This is a genomic window from Thalassovita mangrovi (assembly GCF_009857745.1).
GTDB lineage: Bacteria > Pseudomonadota > Alphaproteobacteria > Rhodobacterales > Rhodobacteraceae > Thalassobius > Thalassobius mangrovi.
Genome location: NZ_WWEN01000002.1, coordinates 770,100 through 788,377, shown reverse-complemented (window position 1 = coordinate 788,377; position 18,278 = coordinate 770,100). Strand labels below are relative to the sequence as shown.

The following is an 18,278-nucleotide window of genomic DNA, read 5'->3' as shown; positions in this document are numbered from 1 at the left end:
CCTCGCATTTCCGTAAGCCGTAAATTTGGGCCATTCGCGGTGGAATAGAAAGGGTGCGGATTGTCGTTGCGTCCCGATGTCGCAAATCTTGACATTCGAATATCTGAATAACGCGCAGATCACGCCTGCGTGACCTTTGTGACAGCGTGCGACGGAACCTGCGACCCGGCGCGTTGAAGCTTGCAGAAAACGGGCAAGGACCTGGTTTCAGAGTGGTTGAAATTTGGAGAGTAAACAAATGAAACGTGCATATATCATCACCGGTATCACCGCGATCGCACTGGCGGGCACCGCCGTGACCGCATCGGCCTTCGGCAAGGATCGCGGCGAAGGTCCGCGCGGCCCGCGCGTCACCTTCGAGGAATTCGACGCCAATGCCGACGGCAAGGTGACCGCCGAAGAAATCCAGGCCCATTTCAAGGCTCGTTTCGACGCCGCCGACACCAATGGCGACGGCAAGCTGAGCGCCGAGGAAATGGCTGCCCGCGCGACCCAGGAACGCGCCGAACGGATGCAGCAGCGCATGGGCCGGATGATCGAGAAGCGCGATACCGATGGCGACGGCATGCTGAGCGCCGAGGAAATGCAGCCCATGCAGGGCCGCGGCGACATGTTCTTCTCGCGTATGGACGCCGATAAGGATGGCGCCATCAGCGCCGAGGAATTCGCCCAGATGCAACCGCGTGGCGGGCACGATCAGGGCCGCCCCGGTCACGGTGATTTCAAGCGCGACGGCCATCACGGCGAATTCAAGCGTGGCGGCGGTGACTGCGACGGCCAGGGCCCGAAAATGCGCCAGGGCCAGCCGAGCGAGTAATCCCAGGGGTTCGTAACGAGTAAACTGTTGGCAGGCAGGGTCACTGTTCCCGACCCTGCCTGTTTTCGGCAATTTGAATTGCCTGGAACAGGGGAAAACGATACGGCTGCGGGACGATGAACATGGCCCTTGATGCACTCAGCGATGTTGATGACGAGGCTTTGCTCGTCCTGTTCGCAAACGGGGATGCGGATGCAGCCCGGTCGCTGAACCTGCGGCTGACGCCGCGCGCATTCGCGCAGGCGATGCGGATGCTGAACAACCGGGCCGAGGCCGAAGATGTCGCGCAGGAAGCGATGATGCGGTTGTGGAAGATCGCGCCGGACTGGCGCCAGGGCGAGGCCAAGGTCACCACTTGGCTCTATCGCGTGGTCGCGAACCTGTGCACCGACCGGCTGCGCCGTCAGCGCAGCATCGGGATCGACGCGATTCCCGAACCCGAAGACGATAAAGCCAGCGCCGCCGACGGAATTCAGGACGCGGCGCGTATAAAGGCATTATACGCCGCTCTCGACGATCTGCCCGAGCGGCAGCGACAGGCGGTGGTGCTGCGCCATATCGAAGGCCTGGGCAATCCCGAGATTGCCGAAGCGATGGAAATCAGCACCGAAGCGGTCGAAAGTCTGACCGCGCGTGGGAAACGGGCGCTGTCCGCCCTTCTGAAGGGACGGCGCGATGAACTGGGGTATTCCGATGACTGAGCGGGATCTGGACAATCTGGACGTCTTTTTCGATGCGGCGCGGCGGCAGGCGGCGGACCCGTCCCCGGACCTGATGCAGCGGGTGCTGGACAACGCCCTGGCCGAACAGCAACGGCTGGCGGCGCAGGCCGCCCCGCAGGCAAGGCCGCAGCGCGCCGCGCGGGGCTTGTTGCGCCAGCTGCTTTCGGCGATCGGCGGCTGGCCGGCGGTGGCCGGGCTGGCCACGGCAAGCGTGACCGGGCTGTGGATCGGGGTGAACCCGCCCGCGGCGGTGTCGACGACGGCCGAGGCCTATCTCAACAGCGGCGCGGATACCTATCTGGTGGACCTGATGCCGGGGTTCCAGTTCGATGATATGGCGGAAGGCTGAGGCAATGGGCGAAACGGAAATGGAAAAACCGGTCAAGAATGGATCGCCGCGGCTGTGGCTGCGGATCGTGCTTTTCGTGTCGCTGGCGCTGAACCTGGCGGTTCTGGGCGTGGTGGCCGGCGCCGTGCTGCGCTTCGGCCCGGCCAAGGACGGGCCGCCGGTGCGCGGCGATCAGGTCGCCGGGGTCTATACCTACGCGCTGACGCCCGAGGAACGGCGCCAGATCGGGCGGGACATGTTCCGCCAGCATCGCGAAGACCTGCCGTCGCGCAGCGATATGAACGCCGATTTCGATGCGATGGTCGCGACGCTGCGGGCGCAGCCCTTCGATGCCGATGCCGCCTCCGCGATCCTGCGTAGGCAGCTGGAATTCGGCCAGAAACGCGCCGAGCTTGGCCATAAGCTGCTGTTGCAGCACCTGAGCGAGATGAGCGACGGTGACCGTGCCGCCTATGCCGACCGGCTGGAACAGGCGCTGCAGAAGCGGTTCCATGACGGGCATGGCGGCGAACATGGCCGCCTGCCGCGCGGCAAGATCCCCGGCTACGGGGCGGACCATGGGCATGACCGGAATTTCATGCGGCAGGACGACTGAACATCACCTGATTGCGGCCATCCGACTTGGCGCGATACAGCGCCCGGTCGGCCTGTTCCATAAGCTGCTGTGCGTTGGCTGGCCGCTGCGCGTTCACACCGCCGCCCAATGATAGGCCGATACTGATCGTGACCGGGATCGGCGCAGCCGCCCCGGGCAGGGTGAACGGAACGTCGCCGATCGCATCGCACAGCCTGCGCGCGGTCAGCCGCGCCTCGCTGTCCGACATCGACGGGATCGCGATCAGGAATTCTTCGCCCCCCAACCGCGCCAGCAGCGCGCCGGCGGGCAGGCAGGCCGACATCCGGTTGGTCACGCGGCGCAGGATGTCATCCCCCGCCACATGGCCGTGCTGGTCGTTGATCCGCTTGAAGTGGTCGAGATCCGCCACCATCACGGCCAGCGGCGCGGCGCCGGTGGCGGCCTCTTCAATCATTTTCTGCAGGTAGGGGAAGGCGTAGCGCCGGTTATACAGCCCGGTCAGCGGGTCGATCATCGCGTCGCGCAGCCCCTTCCTGAGCGTGCTGTGCAGGCTGTCGGCCAGGTGTTTGCGCCGCGCCAGCCGGGTCAGCCGCAGCATGGTTTCCTCGGCTTCGGCGGCGCTGAACCCGTTCACCAGCACGTCATTCGCACCAAGGTCCAGCGCCTCGGCTGCTAGCGCGTCGTCGCCATTGGTGATCACCGCCAGCACCATGCTGCGCCGCTTGCGGGTATTGGCGCAGAACCCCGCCAGCAGCGACAGGCCGCAATCGGGGGTCTGGCCGTCGACGCCGACCATCAGGATGTCGGGGTTGCCCTGGGTTTCGATGTCGCGGATCAGGCTGCGCGGGGTGTGGTTGCTGAGCCGGAACTGATCGGGCAGGTGCAGGTCGCTTTGCCAGCGCCGGGCAAGGCTGCGGTCGTCGGCGACGATCGCGATCTTCAGCCCGGACAGGAACGGCGCCGTCGGTTCGCCGAAGCCGAAGGCGGGGCTGGAATTGTCGCGCAGGAACGCCTGTTCGCTGCTGTATTGGCCGCGGATCAGCGCGCGCAGCTGGGAAAACAGCAACTGATCGCTGACGGTTGCGGGCAGCACCTGATCGGCGCCGCAGCGCAGGGCGGAAATCAGCGTCGGCCGGTCGGCGCGGGGCAGCATCAGCAGCAGCGGCCGGTCCCGGCCGGTTTCCGTGGCCCGGATCACCTTGCAGAAGCTTTCGCAGGACATGTCGGGAAGCGGCCCGCTCACCATCACCAGGTCAGGGTCTTCGCGGTCGAGAATCGCAAGCGCTTCGCCGCCGCTGCTGGCCTGGACCACGTCGTAATAGGCCGATGCCAGCTTGAGACGCATAACGGCTCTGTCAATTGCCATTCCATCTGCTATCAAGATCTTGCTTGGCATATCTGGCTGTCTTCAGGGACCACTCGTTCGCGGAGCAGTGGGTTACCGCTTTCAAGACCTTTAGGGGGCTGTCACATCGCCAAACGGTTGTAATGGCTGCCTAAAGTCTGCTTATTATCATCTTTAGTTTTGCCGTGAGAATGGTTAAGAAATCGTTTCCAGTTTAGTTATAATAACGGAAAAAGTGACCCTTGAACGAGAGTGCCGCCGAAACGACCGGCCTGCAGGCGCTGGCCTGGCTTGCCGCAAATGACGATCTGTTGCCGGTTTTCATGGGGGCGACGGGGGTGTCCGTCGATGACCTGAAGGCCAATGCGGCCGATCCGGATTTCCTGGGATCGGTACTGGATTTCCTGCTGATGGACGACGCCTGGATCGTCGCCTGCTGCGAGGCGCTGAACCTGCCCTATGATAGCCTGATGCGGGCGCGTGCGGCGCTGCCGGGCGGCCAGCAGCCCCATTGGACCTGAGCACGGGTTGAGGCGGCGATCAGAGCCCGGGCAGGGGGCCGCCACCGGCGGCGTGCAGCTTGGCCAGCAGCCGCTTCAGTTCCGCTTCTTCCTCCCCGCTCAGCACCTGCGACATATGCGCCGCATTTTCGCGGGCATGGACGCTGCCCTTCGCGATCAGGTCGCGGCCCTTGGGGGTCAGCACCACGCGCCGGGTGCGGCGGTCTTCGGTGCCGCTGGCGCGTTTCAGCAACCCGTCGGCTTCCATTCCCCGCAGCGCGCGCGATGTGGCAGTCCGGTCGATCCCGACAAATTCAGCGATTTCAGAGGGTTGGTTCAAGCCCTCATTGCCCGCTGCCAGTAGGATGCACCAGCTGATACGGGTGAGGCCCAGCCGTCTCAGCGCCTCGTCCAGCCGCCGTTCCTGCTGACGGGCGGCGACAGATAGATGATAGCCGAGCGATTGATGCAGGCGATATGCTGTATCCTCTTCCATGACCGGAATCCCGCCAGAACAGGGGCTGAAAGTCAAGCAAAGCCGGGCTTGTCATTCATGCCCCGCCGGGTCAGTTTGGCCGCGACGGAACCGGGATGGATGGCGGTATGACGATCGAAGGTATCTTGTTCGACAAGGACGGCACGCTGTTCGATTTCCGGGCCACCTGGGATGTCTGGTCGGCCGATCTGATCGCCGATCTGTCGGCTGGCGACGACGCGCTGGCGGGCCGGATCGCCGACAGTATCGCCTTCGATCTGGCGGCAAAGCAATTCCTGCCGCACAGCCCGGTCATCGCAGGCACCAACCGCGAAGCCGCCGAATGCATCGCCACCGTGCTGCCGGGGCGCAGCGTGGCCGAGCTGGAAATCGTGCTGATGGAAAGCGCCGCGGTTGCGCCGCTGGCCCCGGCGGTGCCGCTGCCGCCGTTCCTGGACGGGCTGGCGCAGCGCGGCCTGGCCCTGGGGGTGATGACCAACGATTCCGAACATTCGGCGCGGGCGCACCTGTCGCAGGCCGGGGTCGAGGACAAGTTGGATTTCATCGCCGGATTCGACAGCGGCTTCGGCGCCAAACCGGCGCCGGACCCGTTGCTGGCCTTCGCGCGCCATGCCGGGCTGGCGCCGGAAAGCGTGGTGATGGTGGGCGACAGCACCCATGACCTGCTGGCCGGGCGCCGGGCGGGGATGCGTACGCTGGGGGTTCTGACCGGGTTGGCGCCCGAGGCGGAGCTGGCGCCGCTGGCCGATGCGGTGCTGCCCGATATCGGGCATATCCCGGCCTGGCTGGACGGCGGCGCGGTCTGATTTCAGCCTGAAATGAAAAGGCCCGCCCGCGGTTGAACCGGGGCAGGCCATATCAAGGCGATCGCGGCAGAGATCAGCCGGCGGCGCGGCTTTCGGGCTTGAACCCGATCTGTTCGGACACCGTAAAACGGCCGCCCTGCAGCTTTTCGATCTTGCCCTCGCGCAGCAGCTGCCCAAAGGAGCGCAGCCCGTCTTCGCGGCTGAAGCTCAGATCCTCGACCTGGCGCGCCTTGTTCATCAACTGCGGCCGCGAGAACTGGTCGTGGCCTTCGACATAGGACAGATAGGCCGCCGCCGCTTCCAGCAGGTCGGACAGGGTTTCGGCGCCCTTCGCTTCGGCGAATTCGGGGAAGCTGCCGTACTGGCCCGCGTTGTCCTGCATCGGCGCCCGGTCGGTGTCGCGGTTCAGCCGCACCCGGCGGGGGGTTACCGGCATCACGGCGCGCGCCGGGGCGGCTTCGGTGGCCTTTTCGGTCACCGTATCGATCCGCTGCGACGCCACCAGCTTCAGCGGCGCCGGGCGGGCCGGTTCGGGGCGCGGCGCGCTGTCCTTGGACCGGACCGGGTGATGCGGACGCACCACGCTGTTGAGATCGTCGCGGAACGCGTCGGCGCTGTCGTCGCCCTGCTTCAACCCGCCGCCCGCTTCGGTTTCGGCGCGGGTCGCTGCGACGGCGGCGCGCAGATGGGCGATCGCCTTGCGGCGGTTGGCGCCTTCGGGGCTGTCCATTTCCGACTGCGTCTTGGCCATCAGCCGCGACAGGTCCGGTTCTTCCATCTGGGCGCGGGCGGGTTCCGGCTGTTCTTCTTCGTCCTCTTCGTCTTCTTCGGCTTCGGCGAAGATCGAGCGGACCTCGTCGGCGTCTTCTTCCGCTTCCGGGCCGACGGCGAATTCGGCTTCGACCTCTGCCAGTTCGCGCAGCAGGTCGGCCTCGTCCTCCGGGCTGAGCGAGGATTCGGGTTCCTGTTCCTCTTCCAGCTGACCGGTTTCCAGCGCCGCTTCGAAATCGGCGCGCTTCATCTTCAGCACGCGCACCGGACGGACCGGGCGCACCGGTTCGGCTGCGGGCTTGACCTCTTCCTCGGCCGCGAGGATGGCTTCTTCGGCTTCGGCTTCGGCTTCGGCTTCGGCTTCGGCTTCGGCTTCGGCTTCGGCTTCGGCTTCGGCTTCGGCTTCGGCTTCGGCTTCGGCTTCGGCTTCCAGTTCCGCTTCTTCTTCCGCCTCGTACTCAGCTTCTTCCGGCAGTTCCGGCGCCGGTTCCGCCCTGGATTTCTGCACCGCCGCGATGATCGAGGAGAAGTCTTCTTCCTGCGCCTCCTCGGCCTCCAGTTCGGCCTGGTCGTCGGCTTCGATCACCTCTTCGATCTGGTCGACGGTCTCGGCCAGGAAATCCTCGGCGTATTCCTCGGCGTGTTCGTCCTCGGTGTAATAGGTCTTTTCGTCCGCCGGTTTGCCGCGCGACACCACGGCGCGGATGCGTTCGAGCTTGGCCGCGACGCTGCTGTCATCGAGCAGACTGACAGCAGCGTCGGGGGCCGGTGCCGCCGGGGTTTCGATCTCCGGCGTTTCGATTTCCGCTTCAGTGACGGGTTCGGCAATTGCGGCAGGCAGGTCTTCGGCGACCGGTTCCTCGGTCTCGACCTCGGTGGTTTCCGGTTCCGAAACGATCTCGACGGGGGCCTCGGCAACGGGGGCCTCCGGTTCTTCGATTTCTTCTTCGACTTCGGCAACAGTTTCTTCGGCCTGAACTTCTTCGGCAACCGGTTCGGGCGCAGCGGCAGGTTCGGCGGCGACCGGTTCAGCCGCGGTTTCGACGGCTTCGGCGGCTTCCGGTTCGGCGACAGGTTCGGCAGCGGCGGTGGTGCTGGCCGCGGCGGTCAGCACGATGGCGCCCCGTTCCTCGCGCGCCTGCACCCGGCGTTCGATTTCGCGTTCGGCAATGCGGGCCAGCATTTCGGCGTCGGGGGTCGGCGGTTCGGCCCCGAAATAGCGGTCATCCGCCGCCAGGTCGCGGAAATATTCGGCGATCGCCTTCATCGTATCGAAGGAATCGTCGAATCCTTCCAGGGTGCACGAAAAAGTGCCGTAGGAAACCGTAAGAACCTTGCTGTTCGAAACCATTGAACTCGCCTTTTTTTGCCTCTGGCCTAACTGACTACCATCCGTATCCCGCCGAAAGCCGAACGAATCTGCGTTTTTAAGCGTATCATTTTGTGACCATATTGTGGTCTGTTTCCAAACCGGGCAGTAATCCCGCCATGAATGATGCGATTGTTTTTTCCGACTCCCCGGTGACGCTGATCGGTGCAGGAACCGTGCCGAGCCAGGCGATCGAGGCGGCGCTGGCCCTGGCGCCCGAAGTGGTCTGCGCCGATGGCGGCGCAGACGTGGCGTTGAAACTGGGGTTGGACCCGGTGGCGGTGATCGGCGATTTCGACAGCTTGTCGGAGGCCGCGCGGGCAGCGATCCCGGATGATCGGCTGCATCCCATCGCCGAACAGGAAAGCACCGATTTCGACAAATGCCTGCGCCATATCGAGGCGCCGCTGGTGCTGGGCGCGGGGTTCAACGGCAGCCGGATCGATCACCAGATGGCGGCGTTCAACGCGATGGTGCGTCGCCCCGAGCGGCGCTGCATCCTGCTGGGGCCGGAGCTGATCAGCTTCGTTGCGCCACCCGAATTGCGGCTGGATCTGCCGGTGGGCACCCTGGTGTCGCTGTTCCCGATGGCCGCCGTCACCGGGCGTTCGGCCGGGCTGCGCTGGCCGATCGAGGGGCTGGATTTCGCGCCCGATGGGCGGGTCGGTACCTCGAACGAAATCAGCGGCCCGCTGCATCTGTGGTTCGACGCGCCCGCGATGCTGATGATGCTGCCGCTGACAGAGCTGGAGCCGGCGGCACGGGCGCTTTCGCAGGCGCCAGCATGGCCCGCTCGCGCAGGATGATATAGATCCCGGCGCTGACCGAAATCGTGATGCCAAGCGCGGCCAACCCGTTGGGCAGGTCGGAAAAGATCAGCCAGCCGACGAAGGTGGTCATCGGCAATTCGACATATTGGATCGGCGCCAGCGTGGTCGAGGGCGCATAGCGCAGCGACCAGGTCATCAGCAGATGCGCCACCGTCCCGATCACCCCCATAAGCGCCAGCAGCGCCCATTCGGTCAGGTTCGGCGCGGCGGGCATGCTGTCCTGCCCGGCCCACAGGTAATAGCCCCCCAGCAGTGGCAGCAGGATCACCACCGCCATGCCGCCCGACACGACCTGCAGCGCCATCGGGTCGATTTCCTTCGACACCGAGCGGGTGACCAGGATGAAAAAGGCGAAGTTGACCGCCACGGCCAGCGGCAGCAGCGCCTGCCAGCCGACTTGCTGGAAGCTGGGCTGCACGATCAGCAGCGTGCCCGCAAACCCCACCGCGCAGGCGGCCAGGCGGCGCGGGCCGACTTCTTCGTTCAGGAAGACCTTGCCCAGCAGCAGCATCAGGAAGGGCAGCACGAAGGCGATGGCGATGGCATCGGCCAGCGGCAGAACGCGCAGCGCGGCCACCATCAGCCCGATGCCGAGGATATGCAGGACCGTGCGGATCAGCGACAGGCGCAGCACCCGCGGGGTGAAGGACCAGGTGCGGCGGGTCAGCATCACCACCGGCAGCAGGATCGCCAACTGCGCCACGAAACGGAACAGCACGATAAGGCTGATCGGCAGGGTCTGGCCCAATATCTTCGCGATGGCGTCGGCAAACGGCGCCATGGCGGAAAAGGCAAGCATCAAGGCGATACCGAGAAGGGGGCGATCCTGCGTCATGGGCGCAGGTTAGGAAGGCGACGGGGTGGGGGCAATCCTGGAAGGTGCTGATTGACGTCGGGTCGCGCCGGTCAGCAATTCGGAATATTCACCGCCAGCCCGCCAAGCGAGGTTTCCTTGTAATGCTCGTGCATGTCGCGCCCGGTCTGGCGCATGGTCTCGATCGCCGCATCCAGAGGCACGAAATGATCCCCGGTCCCGCGCAAGGCCAGCGACGCGGCGCTGACCGCCTTGATCGCGCCCAACCCGTTGCGTTCGATGCAGGGCACCTGCACCAGCCCCTTGACCGGGTCGCAGGTCATTCCGAGGTGGTGTTCCAAAGCGATCTCGGCGGCGTTTTCGATCTGCTCGGGCGTGCCGCCCATTACGGCGCACATCCCGGCGGCGGCCATCGCGGCGGCGCTGCCGACCTCGGCCTGGCAGCCCGCTTCGGCGCCTGAGATCGAGGCGTTGTGCTTGATCAGACCGCCAATGGCGGCCGCCGTCAGCAGGAATTCGTCGATCCGCGACAGGCTGGCCCCCGGCACATGGTCGAGCCAGTAGCGGATCACGGCAGGCAGCACCCCCGCCGCGCCGTTGGTGGGGGCGGTGACGACCTGCCCGCCGGCGGCGTTTTCTTCGTTCACCGCCATCGCGTACATGCTGATCCAGTCGTTGATCACATGCGGCGCGGTCAGGTTCATGCCGCGTTCGGCCAGCAATGCCTCGTGGATGCATTTCGCCCGCCGCTTCACCTGCAACCCGCCGGGCAGGATGCCTTCGCTCTCCATCCCGCGTTCGATGCAGCCGTTCATCACCTCCCAGATCCGGGTCAGCCCGGTCTTGAGGTTTGTCTGACCGCAGCGCGATACCTCGTTTGCGGTCTTCATCTGGGCGATGGTCTTGCCCGATGTCTTTGCCATTTCCAGCATTTCGACCGCCGTCTTGAACGGGAAGGGCACCGGGGCGCCTTCGTCTGTGTTCTTTCCCGCGGCCAGTTCGGCTTCGGTCATCACGAAGCCGCCGCCGATGGAATAGAATACCTCTTGCAGGATCACGTCGCCCTGCGCGTCGGTGGCCATCAGCACCATGCCGTTGGCATGGCCGGGCAGGGGCGGGCCGTAATCGAAGACGAGATCGGCTTCGGGGTCGAAGGCCAGTGTCGGCAGGTCTGGCGGCGTCACCGTTTTGCTGCGGTGGATGTCGTCCAGCGCGGCCTCGGCCTTGTCATGATCATAGCTTTGCGGTTCGAACCCGGCCAGCCCCAGAACGGTGGCCCGGTCCGTGGCATGGCCCACGCCGGTGAAGGCCAGCGACCCGTGCAACGACGCGCGCAATCCGTGGAAATCGAAGGGCGAGGCGCGCATCATCGACAGGAACCGCGACGCGGCGACCATCGGCCCCATCGTGTGCGACGAGGACGGGCCGACCCCGATCTTGAACATCTCGAATACCGACAGGAACATGTACAGGGGCCTTTGGATGACGGTTGCGTTTCGGGCCACCCTACAGCCCGGTGCGCGGGCGGCAACGCCGGAAAGCGACAATTCCGGACATATTCGCGCAGTGCAGGGGAGGGACAGGGGCGGGGAAGGTGACCGAAAAAGCGGCCTTTGCACCTCGAAAGGCGCAAATTCCGTCATTGTCTCTCGCGCCTGAGAGGCATCTTTCCTATAAGCTGCGGAAAAACCAATGGAGTCGCCGCCATGACCGGAGAACTGTCGCCCATCGACAAGGCCAAATTCGTCGCCGCCAAGAAATCGGTGGAATTCGTGGAAGACGGGATGCGCGTCGGTCTGGGGACCGGGTCGACCGCCGCCTGGATGGTGCGATGCCTGGGCGAAATGGTGCGCGACGACGGGTTGAAGATCCGCGGCGTTCCGACCTCGACCCGCACCGCGGCGCTGGCCCGCGAATGCGGCATCGAAGTGATCAGCCTGGACGAGGCGCGCTGGCTCGATGTCACCATCGACGGGGCGGATGAATTCGACGCCGACTTCAACCTGATCAAGGGCGGCGGCGGCGCGTTGCTGCAGGAAAAGATCGTGGCCACGGCCAGCGACCGGATGATCGTGATTTCCGACGTCAGCAAGGAAGTCGAAACCCTGGGCGCCTTCCCGCTGCCGGTCGAAGTGATCCCGTTCGGCTGGCAGACCACCAAGGCGCTGGTCGAGGAAATGCTCGACAGCATGGATGTGCTGGGCCAGACATCGACCCTGCGGATGAACGGCGACACGCCGTTCTTCACCGACGAGGGCAATCACATCATCGATTTGCACCTGAACCGGATCGGCAACCCGCGCCAATTGGCGATGGTGCTGAACCAGATCCCCGGCGTGGTGGAAAACGGGCTGTTCATCGATATCTGCGACACGGTGATCGTGGGCTACGGCGACGGCCGGGTGCAGGTGCGCGACATCAATGACGACTCGGTGGAAGAGGATAAGCTGGAATTCGTCGACAGCGACAACCTGTTCACCGATCTGAGCGACTGAGCCCGCATTCCTAACTGAAGAAGCTTAAGCCCGGAACAAGGCCGAAGGCCGCCGGGTCAGCGCTACCCCGCGAACTGGCGCTGGCCCGGCTTCTCGCTTTGCCGTACCCCCTCAACCCAAGCGGTGGTCAAATAGCTGTGGGTTGCGGGTTGGAACTTTTCCGCCGACGACATAGATGTGGTCGCAACCGAAGTCTTCAGAACGAAAGATAGCTTCCCATGAGTTTCGACTATGACCTCTTCGTGATCGGCGGTGGATCGGGCGGCGTGCGCGCGGCCCGGGTGGCGGCGGGCGAAACCGGCGCCAAGGTGGCCCTGGCCGAGGAAGACCGCTATGGCGGCACCTGCGTGATCCGGGGCTGCGTGCCCAAGAAGCTGATGGTCTTCGCCTCGGAATTCCCAGGGCTTGCCGAAGAGGCGCGGGCCTATGGCTGGGACATGCCCACCGGCACCTTCAATTGGGACAGCTTCAAGGGCAAGCTGCACGCGGAACTGGACCGGCTGGAAGGCATCTATCGCAAGCTGCTGGCCGGGTCGGGCGTCGAAAGCTTCGACGCGCGCGCCAAGGTCGTCGATGCGCATACGGTCGAGCTTTCCACCGGTGAACGCAAGACCGCCAAGCATATCTTGCTGGCGATGGGCGGCCGCCCGATCAAGCCTGGCATCCCGGGCGAGGAGCTGGGCATCACCTCGAACGACATCTTCCACCTCGATAAGCTGCCCGGATCGATCCTGATCGTCGGCGGCGGCTATATCGCCTGCGAATTCGCCGGTGTGCTGAACGGGCTGGGTGTCGAGGTCACGCAATATTACCGCGGCGCGCAGATCCTGCGCGGCTTCGATGACGAAGCGCGCGGGCTGGTATCCGACGAGATGATCCAGAGCGGCATCAACCTGCACCTGGGCACCAATATCCTGTCGATGGAACGCGACGCTTCGGGCGCTATCCGGGTTAAGGCGACCAATGGCGACGAAAAGCTGTTCGACCAGGTGATGTTCGCCACCGGCCGGGTGCCCAATACCGACGATATGGGGCTGGAAGAGGCGGGCGTGAAGCTCGGCCGCAACGGCAAGGTCGAGGTAGATGAGTACAGCCAGACCGCCGTGCCCTCGATCTATGCCATCGGTGACGTCACCGACCGGGTCAACCTGACCCCCGTGGCGATCCGCGAAGGCATGGCTTTCGTCGAAACCGTGTTCAAGGGCAACCCGACCCCGGTCGATCACGACCTGATCCCGACCGCCATCTTCACCCAGCCGGAAATGGGCACCGTGGGGATGAGCGAGGAAGAGGCGCGCGACAAGGGCCCGATCGAGGTCTATTGCTCCTCCTTCCGGCCGATGCGCAGCCTGTTCGCGGGCAGCGAGGCGCGGGTACTGATGAAGCTGATCGTGAGCGCCGAGACCCGCAAGGTGCTGGGCTGTCATATCGTCGCGCCCGGCGCGGGCGAGATGATCCAGCTGGCCGGGATCGCGGTCAAAATGGGCGCGACCAAGGAAGATTTCGACCGGACCGTGGCGGTTCACCCGACAATGTCGGAAGAAATTGTCACCATGAAAGCGCCGGTTCGTACGGTATAAAGCTTGAAATTCCCGCCCGATTGCACAGGTTGGTACACGACCACGTGAACTGACCCGGCAACGGGCGCAGAAAGAAAAGGATCATAAGCCAATGGCAGGCAATTCGGGCGGCCCGTGGGGCGGCGGCGGAGGAAACAGGGGCGACGACGACCGTCGCAACAACGGGGGCGGGCGCCGTCCCCAGGATGACGGGCCGCAAATTCCCGAAATCGACGAACTGATGAAGAAGGGCCAGGAACAGCTGCGCGTCCTGATGGGCGGCCGCGGCGGTGCGGGCGGCGGCCGGGGTACCGGCGGCGTTGGCGGCCCGGGCGGCCTGGGCTTCAACAAGGGCACGATCGGACTGGGCGTTCTGGTGGCGGTCGGTCTGTGGGCCTTTTCCAGCTTCTACACCGTGAAGCCCGAAGAACAGTCGGTCGAACTGCTGCTGGGTGAATATTACAAGACCGGCAACCCGGGTCTGAACTTTGCCCCCTGGCCGATCGTGTCGGCTGAAGTGGTCAACGTGACCTCGGAACGGACCGAAAATATCGGCCTGTCGCGCGGCGGGCAGGATGCCGGGCTGATGCTGACCACCGATGCCAATATCGTCGATATCGACTTCCAGGTGGTGTGGAACATCAACGATCCCTCCAAGCTGCTGTTCAACATCGCCGATCCGCGCCTGACCGTTCAGGCGGTATCGGAATCGGTGATGCGTGAAATCATCGCCGCGTCGAACCTGGCGCCGATCCTGAACCGCGACCGCGGCATCATCGCCGACAGCGTGAAGGAAAACATCCAGGCGACGCTCGACGAATACGAAAGCGGCATCAACATCGTGCGGGTGAACCTCGAAAAGGCCGACCCGCCGCGCGAGGTGATCGACAGCTTCCGCGAAGTGCAGGCCGCCGAACAGGAACGCGACCGGCTGCAGCGCCAAGCCGATGCCTATGCCAACCGGGTGCTCGCCGAGGCCCGCGGTAAGGCGGCGCAGACGCAGGAAGAGGCCGAGGCCTATCGCGCCCAGGTCGTCAACGACGCCTTGGGTGAGGCCAGCCGCTTCAGCGCCGTGCGCGCGGAATACGACAAGGCGCCGGACGTGACCCGCAAGCGTCTGTATCTGGAAACCATGGAAAAGGTGCTGGGCAGCGTCGACAAGACCATCCTCGACGGCGCCCTGACCGGTGCCGGGGGCGGCCAGGGCGTGGTGCCCTACCTGCCGCTGAACGAACTGCGCCGACCGACGACGGATGAGGGGAAATAAGCGATGCGTAAAACAGCCATTCTTATCCCGGCCCTGGTGATCGCCCTGATCGGCGTGCTGTCCTCGGTCTTCGTCGTGGACGAACGCGAAAAGGCATTGGTGCTGCAATTCGGCCAGATCAAGGCCGTGAAGGAAGAACCCGGTCTCAGCTTCAAGGTGCCGCTGATCCAGGAAGTGGTCAAATACGACGACCGTATCCTGTCGCTCGATACCGAAACCATCGAGGTGACCCCGTCCGATGACCGCCGCCTGGTGGTCGACGCCTTCGCGCGCTACCGCATCAGCGACGTGGTGCGGTTCCGTCAGGCCGTCGGCGTCGGCGGCGTGCGGTTGGCCGAGGATCGCCTGAGCTCGATCCTCAACGCGCAGATCCGCGAAGTTCTGGGCGCCGATCAGGTCACCTCGGACACGATCCTGTCGGAAGACCGCCGGATTCTGATGCAGCGGATTCGCGATCAGGCCCGCAACAGCGCGCGCTCGCTGGGGATCGACGTGGTCGACGTGCGTCTGAAGCAGACCAACCTGCCGGAACAGAACCTCAACGCCACCTTCGCCCGGATGCGGGCGGAACGCGAACGCGAAGCGGCCGACGAGATCGCCCGCGGTAACGAAGCGGCGCAGCGGGTGCGCGCGCTGGCCGACCGGACCGTGGTCGAAACCCTGTCGGAAGCCGAGCGCGAAGCGCAGGTGATCCGCGGTGAGGCCGATGCGGAGCGTAACGCGATCTTCGCCGAAGCCTTCGGCGCGGACCCGGAATTCTTCGCCTTCTACCGCTCGCTGCAGGCCTATGAGAAAGCGCTGCAGGGGTCGAATTCGTCGATGGTGATGACGCCGGACAGCGAATTCTTCGACTACCTGAAGTCGGACCGGTTGGCGCAGTGATGGCGACCGCGCTTCTGGCCCTCGGGCTGGTGCTGATTGTGGAGGGGCTGGCCTATGCGCTGGCCCCTTCGCTTGTGGAACAGCTTCTGCAGGCGCTGCGGCAACTGCCCGAAACCACCCTGCGCACCGTCGGCATGGCGGCGATGGCCATCGGCCTGCTGCTGGTCTGGATCGCCAAATCGCTCGGCGCGTGACCGGTCCTTTGGCAAACACGACTCGGCACCGGCGCGGTTCTGCGCTAGACTGTCTTAAAACCGGGCGGCTCCGCCCCGCCGTCTTGCCTGCCTCTTCATCTTGGCCGAAATACCTCGGGGGTTTGGGGGCAGCGCCCCCAACGGCTCACCGGGTCTTCACGCGCTATTGAGGCACAGAGAGCCGGATTGAGTTGCACATCGCCGCGCCAGCGGGAATGGTGGCGGCATCACTCAGAATAGAGGAGTAACGGGAGTGAACAGTCCAGTCGTTTCAATCCCCCGACCGAATACCGGCACGTTCAAGGCCTTCGTGCTTGGCCTGGTGGCCACCGTGCTGGTGATGGCGCAGACGCTGCAGGCCGCGGCGCGGCCTGACAGCCTTGCCGATCTGGCCAGCCAAATCAGCGATGCGGTGGTCAATATCACCACATCGACCGTCGTCGCGGGCAGCCAGGGCCCCAACCCGATCGTCCCCGAAGGCAGCCCGTTCGAGGATTTCTTCCGCGAATTCCAGGATCGCAACAACGGCGATCGGCCGCGCCGGTCCTCGGCGCTTGGATCGGGCTTCGTGATCTCCGAGGACGGTTACATCGTCACCAATAACCACGTCATCGAGAGCGCCGACGAGATCGTGATCGAATTCTTCGGCGGCGACGAATTGGAAGCCACCGTGGTGGGCACCGATCCGAACACCGATATCGCGCTGCTGAAGGTCGAGGCGGACAAGCCGCTGCCTTATGTCAGCTTCGGCGACAGCGACACCGCGCGCGTCGGCGACTGGGTGATGGCGATGGGCAACCCGCTGGGCCAGGGCTTCTCGGTTTCCGCCGGTATCGTGTCGGCGCGCAACCGGGCGCTGTCGGGCAGCTATGACGATTACATCCAGACCGACGCGGCGATCAACCGGGGCAACTCGGGCGGGCCGCTGTTCAACATGGATGGCGAAGTGATCGGCGTGAACACCGCGATCCTCAGCCCCAATGGCGGTTCGATCGGCATCGGTTTCTCGATGGCGTCGAACGTGGTCAAGAACGTGGTCGGCCAGCTGAAGGAATTCGGCGAAACCCGCCGCGGCTGGCTGGGCGTGCGTATCCAGGACATGACCGGCGACATGGCCGAGGCTATGGGTCTTGAGAAAACCAGCGGCGCGCTGGTCACCGACGTGCCCGACGGCCCGGCCAAGGATGCCGGCATCCTGCAGGGCGACGTGATCGTCAACTTCGACGGCACCGACGTGGTCGACACCCGCTCGCTGGTGCGCAAGGTCGGCAATACCGAGGTCGGCAAGGCGGTGCGCGTCACCGTGTTCCGTGACGGCAAGACCGTGACGCTGAAGGTCACCCTGGGCCGCCGCGAAGAGGCCGAGGCGATCCCGGCCGCGCAACCGAGCGAAGAGGTCACCCCCGATGCGCCGACCGAGATGCTGGGCCTGACGCTGAGCCCGGTGACCGATCAGCTACGCGAGGAGCTGAAGCTCAAGGACAGCACCAAGGGGCTGGTGGTGATGGATGTCGACGAAACCACCGAAGCCTATGAAAAGGGCCTGCGCGCCGGCGACGTGATCACCGAGGCCGGTCAGCAGAAGCTGAGCACCGCCACGGACCTGCAGGACCGGATCGACGAGGCCCGCGAGGCAGGCCGCAAGTCGCTGCTGCTGCTGGTGCGCCGCGCCGGTGAGCCGCGCTTCGTGGCCCTGTCGGTCGAGGAAAACTAAGACCAAACCGCTCACGCAACGAAATGGGAAAGGCCGCCTTCAGGGCGGCCTTTTCTTTTGCGGTCTCGGGGATGCGTCGGGCTGGGATGGGCGGCGTTCAGCCGTTCGGGTTGGCCACCGCGATCAGCCCCAGCTTGCGCGCCGCGGCGATCGACAGCAGCCCGGAATCCAGCCCCTGCGGTTTCTGATAGCGCCGGATGGCGGCATGGGTGCGGGCATCCATTTCGCCGTTGGGCGTGCCGTGATAGAGCCCGCGCGCCTGCAGCGCCCGCTGCAGCGAGGCCACGAATTCCGGCGTCAGCACCGTGTCGCAGGGCATCTCGAACCAGGTTTCCTTGCGTTCGCGCACGATGCCCTGACGGGTTTCGGTCTTGTAGATCGCGGGTTGGGTGACGGTGCCGTCGGCCAGCACCTCGGCCGGTTGCAGCATCACCTGTTCGGTCACCGTTTCATAGATCGCGGGCACCACGTGCTTGCCCCAGCAGGTACCGGGCGCGGCCCCCGGCGGGGCGCTGTCCATCTGTCGCGTGACCTGCGGTTCTGCGGGCAGGCCGGGCACCGGCGCGGCATTATCGCATCCCGCAAGCAGGGCCGGGGCCCCGGCAAGGCCCAGTATCAGGGGCAGGAAACGCATTGCTCGATATCTCGTTTCATAAATTGTTTTACATACTTTAGCCTGTTTGCAGTCCCCGCGAAAGCCGCTTGAACGGGCGGCAGAATGGCGCGGAGGGCCGCGCGCTTCGCCGCGTTCACGCAAAAGGGACTGGTTTC

Annotated in this window: 18 protein-coding genes and 1 pseudogene; 13 read left to right on the top strand and 6 right to left on the bottom strand. The window is 64.9% G+C overall.

Going from position 1 to position 18,278, the window contains the following annotated elements; genetic code table 11:
* Positions 1-238 precede the first annotated feature (238 nt).
* The 4 genes from GR167_RS05585 (at position 239) to GR167_RS05570 (ending at position 2,483) form a co-directional block, all read left to right on the top strand.
* Complete coding sequence (locus GR167_RS05585; protein ID WP_160972437.1) at positions 239-817, top strand: EF-hand domain-containing protein; 579 nt, start codon at positions 239-241, stop codon at positions 815-817.
* Positions 818-933: 116 nt separating this feature from the next.
* On the top strand, positions 934-1,518 hold the full coding sequence (locus GR167_RS05580; protein WP_160972436.1) for an RNA polymerase sigma factor: 585 nt from the start codon (positions 934-936) through the stop codon (positions 1,516-1,518).
* Positions 1,511-1,888 carry a hypothetical protein gene (locus GR167_RS05575; RefSeq protein ID WP_160972435.1) on the top strand — a complete coding sequence of 126 codons (378 nt, stop codon included), beginning with the start codon at positions 1,511-1,513 and terminating at the stop codon, positions 1,886-1,888. The genes GR167_RS05580 and GR167_RS05575 overlap by 8 nt, the downstream gene beginning before the upstream one ends.
* 4 nt (positions 1,889-1,892) lie before the next feature.
* Positions 1,893-2,483, top strand: coding sequence for a periplasmic heavy metal sensor (locus tag GR167_RS05570; RefSeq protein ID WP_235915843.1), 591 nt, complete (start codon positions 1,893-1,895; stop codon positions 2,481-2,483).
* Here GR167_RS05570 and GR167_RS05565 read toward each other — a convergent pair.
* Positions 2,464-3,861 (bottom strand): diguanylate cyclase domain-containing protein, encoded by a 1,398-nt coding sequence (locus GR167_RS05565; protein WP_370741247.1) that lies wholly within the window; start codon positions 3,859-3,861, stop codon positions 2,464-2,466. The two genes, GR167_RS05570 and GR167_RS05565, sit on opposite strands and share 20 nt — an antisense overlap.
* A 191-nt stretch (positions 3,862-4,052) precedes the next feature.
* On the opposite strand from GR167_RS05565, the gene GR167_RS05560 reads away from it, so the two are divergent.
* Complete coding sequence (locus GR167_RS05560; protein ID WP_160972433.1) at positions 4,053-4,331, top strand: DUF3572 domain-containing protein; 279 nt, start codon at positions 4,053-4,055, stop codon at positions 4,329-4,331.
* 19 nt (positions 4,332-4,350) lie between these two features.
* Here GR167_RS05560 and GR167_RS05555 read toward each other — a convergent pair whose 3' ends face one another.
* Entirely contained in the window at positions 4,351-4,806 is a 456-nt protein-coding gene (locus GR167_RS05555) for a MarR family winged helix-turn-helix transcriptional regulator (RefSeq protein ID WP_160972432.1), read from the bottom strand.
* Positions 4,807-4,913: 107 nt separating this feature from the next.
* Here GR167_RS05555 and GR167_RS05550 point away from each other — a divergent pair, with 107 nt between their 5' ends.
* Complete coding sequence (locus GR167_RS05550) at positions 4,914-5,612, top strand: HAD family hydrolase (protein ID WP_160972431.1); 699 nt, start codon at positions 4,914-4,916, stop codon at positions 5,610-5,612.
* Positions 5,613-5,685: 73 nt separating this feature from the next.
* Here GR167_RS05550 and GR167_RS05545 read toward each other — a convergent pair whose 3' ends face one another.
* On the bottom strand, positions 5,686-7,734 hold the full coding sequence (locus GR167_RS05545; RefSeq protein ID WP_160972430.1) for a hypothetical protein: 2,049 nt from the start codon (positions 7,732-7,734) through the stop codon (positions 5,686-5,688).
* A 137-nt stretch (positions 7,735-7,871) separates the two neighbouring features.
* Between GR167_RS05545 and GR167_RS05540 the strand changes: the two are divergent.
* Positions 7,872-8,408 (top strand): annotated as a pseudogene (locus tag GR167_RS05540) (thiamine pyrophosphokinase); the annotation flags it as partial.
* 25 nt (positions 8,409-8,433) lie between these two features.
* On the opposite strand, the gene GR167_RS05535 reads toward GR167_RS05540, so the two are convergent.
* Entirely contained in the window at positions 8,434-9,417 is a 984-nt protein-coding gene (locus tag GR167_RS05535) for a DMT family transporter (protein ID WP_306419554.1), read from the bottom strand.
* Between the two features lie 71 nt (positions 9,418-9,488).
* Positions 9,489-10,862: an L-serine ammonia-lyase gene (locus tag GR167_RS05530; RefSeq protein ID WP_160972428.1), complete on the bottom strand. Its 1,374-nt coding sequence runs from the start codon at positions 10,860-10,862 to the stop codon at positions 9,489-9,491.
* 240 nt (positions 10,863-11,102) lie between these two features.
* Here GR167_RS05530 and rpiA point away from each other — a divergent pair, with 240 nt between their 5' ends.
* The 6 genes from rpiA to GR167_RS05500 all read left to right on the top strand — a co-directional run bounded on the left by rpiA (position 11,103) and on the right by GR167_RS05500 (position 17,507).
* Positions 11,103-11,891 carry a ribose-5-phosphate isomerase RpiA gene (gene rpiA / locus GR167_RS05525; RefSeq protein WP_160972427.1) on the top strand — a complete coding sequence of 263 codons (789 nt, stop codon included), beginning with the start codon at positions 11,103-11,105 and terminating at the stop codon, positions 11,889-11,891.
* A gap of 218 nt (positions 11,892-12,109) precedes the next feature.
* Positions 12,110-13,471, top strand: a complete 1,362-nt coding sequence (gene gor, locus GR167_RS05520) for a glutathione-disulfide reductase (RefSeq protein WP_160972426.1) — start codon at positions 12,110-12,112, stop codon at positions 13,469-13,471.
* Positions 13,472-13,562: 91 nt separating this feature from the next.
* On the top strand, positions 13,563-14,717 hold the full coding sequence (gene hflK / locus GR167_RS05515; protein WP_160972425.1) for an FtsH protease activity modulator HflK: 1,155 nt from the start codon (positions 13,563-13,565) through the stop codon (positions 14,715-14,717).
* 3 nt (positions 14,718-14,720) lie between these two features.
* The gene (gene hflC, locus GR167_RS05510) at positions 14,721-15,599 is read left to right on the top strand and encodes a protease modulator HflC (RefSeq protein ID WP_160972424.1); all 879 of its coding nucleotides are present in this window, start codon (positions 14,721-14,723) and stop codon (positions 15,597-15,599) included.
* A complete protein-coding gene (locus GR167_RS05505; protein ID WP_160972423.1) occupies positions 15,599-15,793 on the top strand; it encodes a DUF2065 domain-containing protein in 195 nt (64 codons plus the stop codon). The genes hflC and GR167_RS05505 overlap by 1 nt, the downstream gene beginning before the upstream one ends.
* A gap of 340 nt (positions 15,794-16,133) precedes the next feature.
* Entirely contained in the window at positions 16,134-17,507 is a 1,374-nt protein-coding gene (locus tag GR167_RS05500) for a Do family serine endopeptidase (RefSeq protein WP_160972658.1), read from the top strand.
* 97 nt (positions 17,508-17,604) lie between these two features.
* On the opposite strand, the gene GR167_RS05495 is transcribed toward GR167_RS05500, so the two are convergent.
* Positions 17,605-18,141, bottom strand: a complete 537-nt coding sequence (locus GR167_RS05495; RefSeq protein WP_160972422.1) for a peptidoglycan-binding domain-containing protein — start codon at positions 18,139-18,141, stop codon at positions 17,605-17,607.
* Between the last annotated feature and the right edge of the window lie 137 nt (positions 18,142-18,278).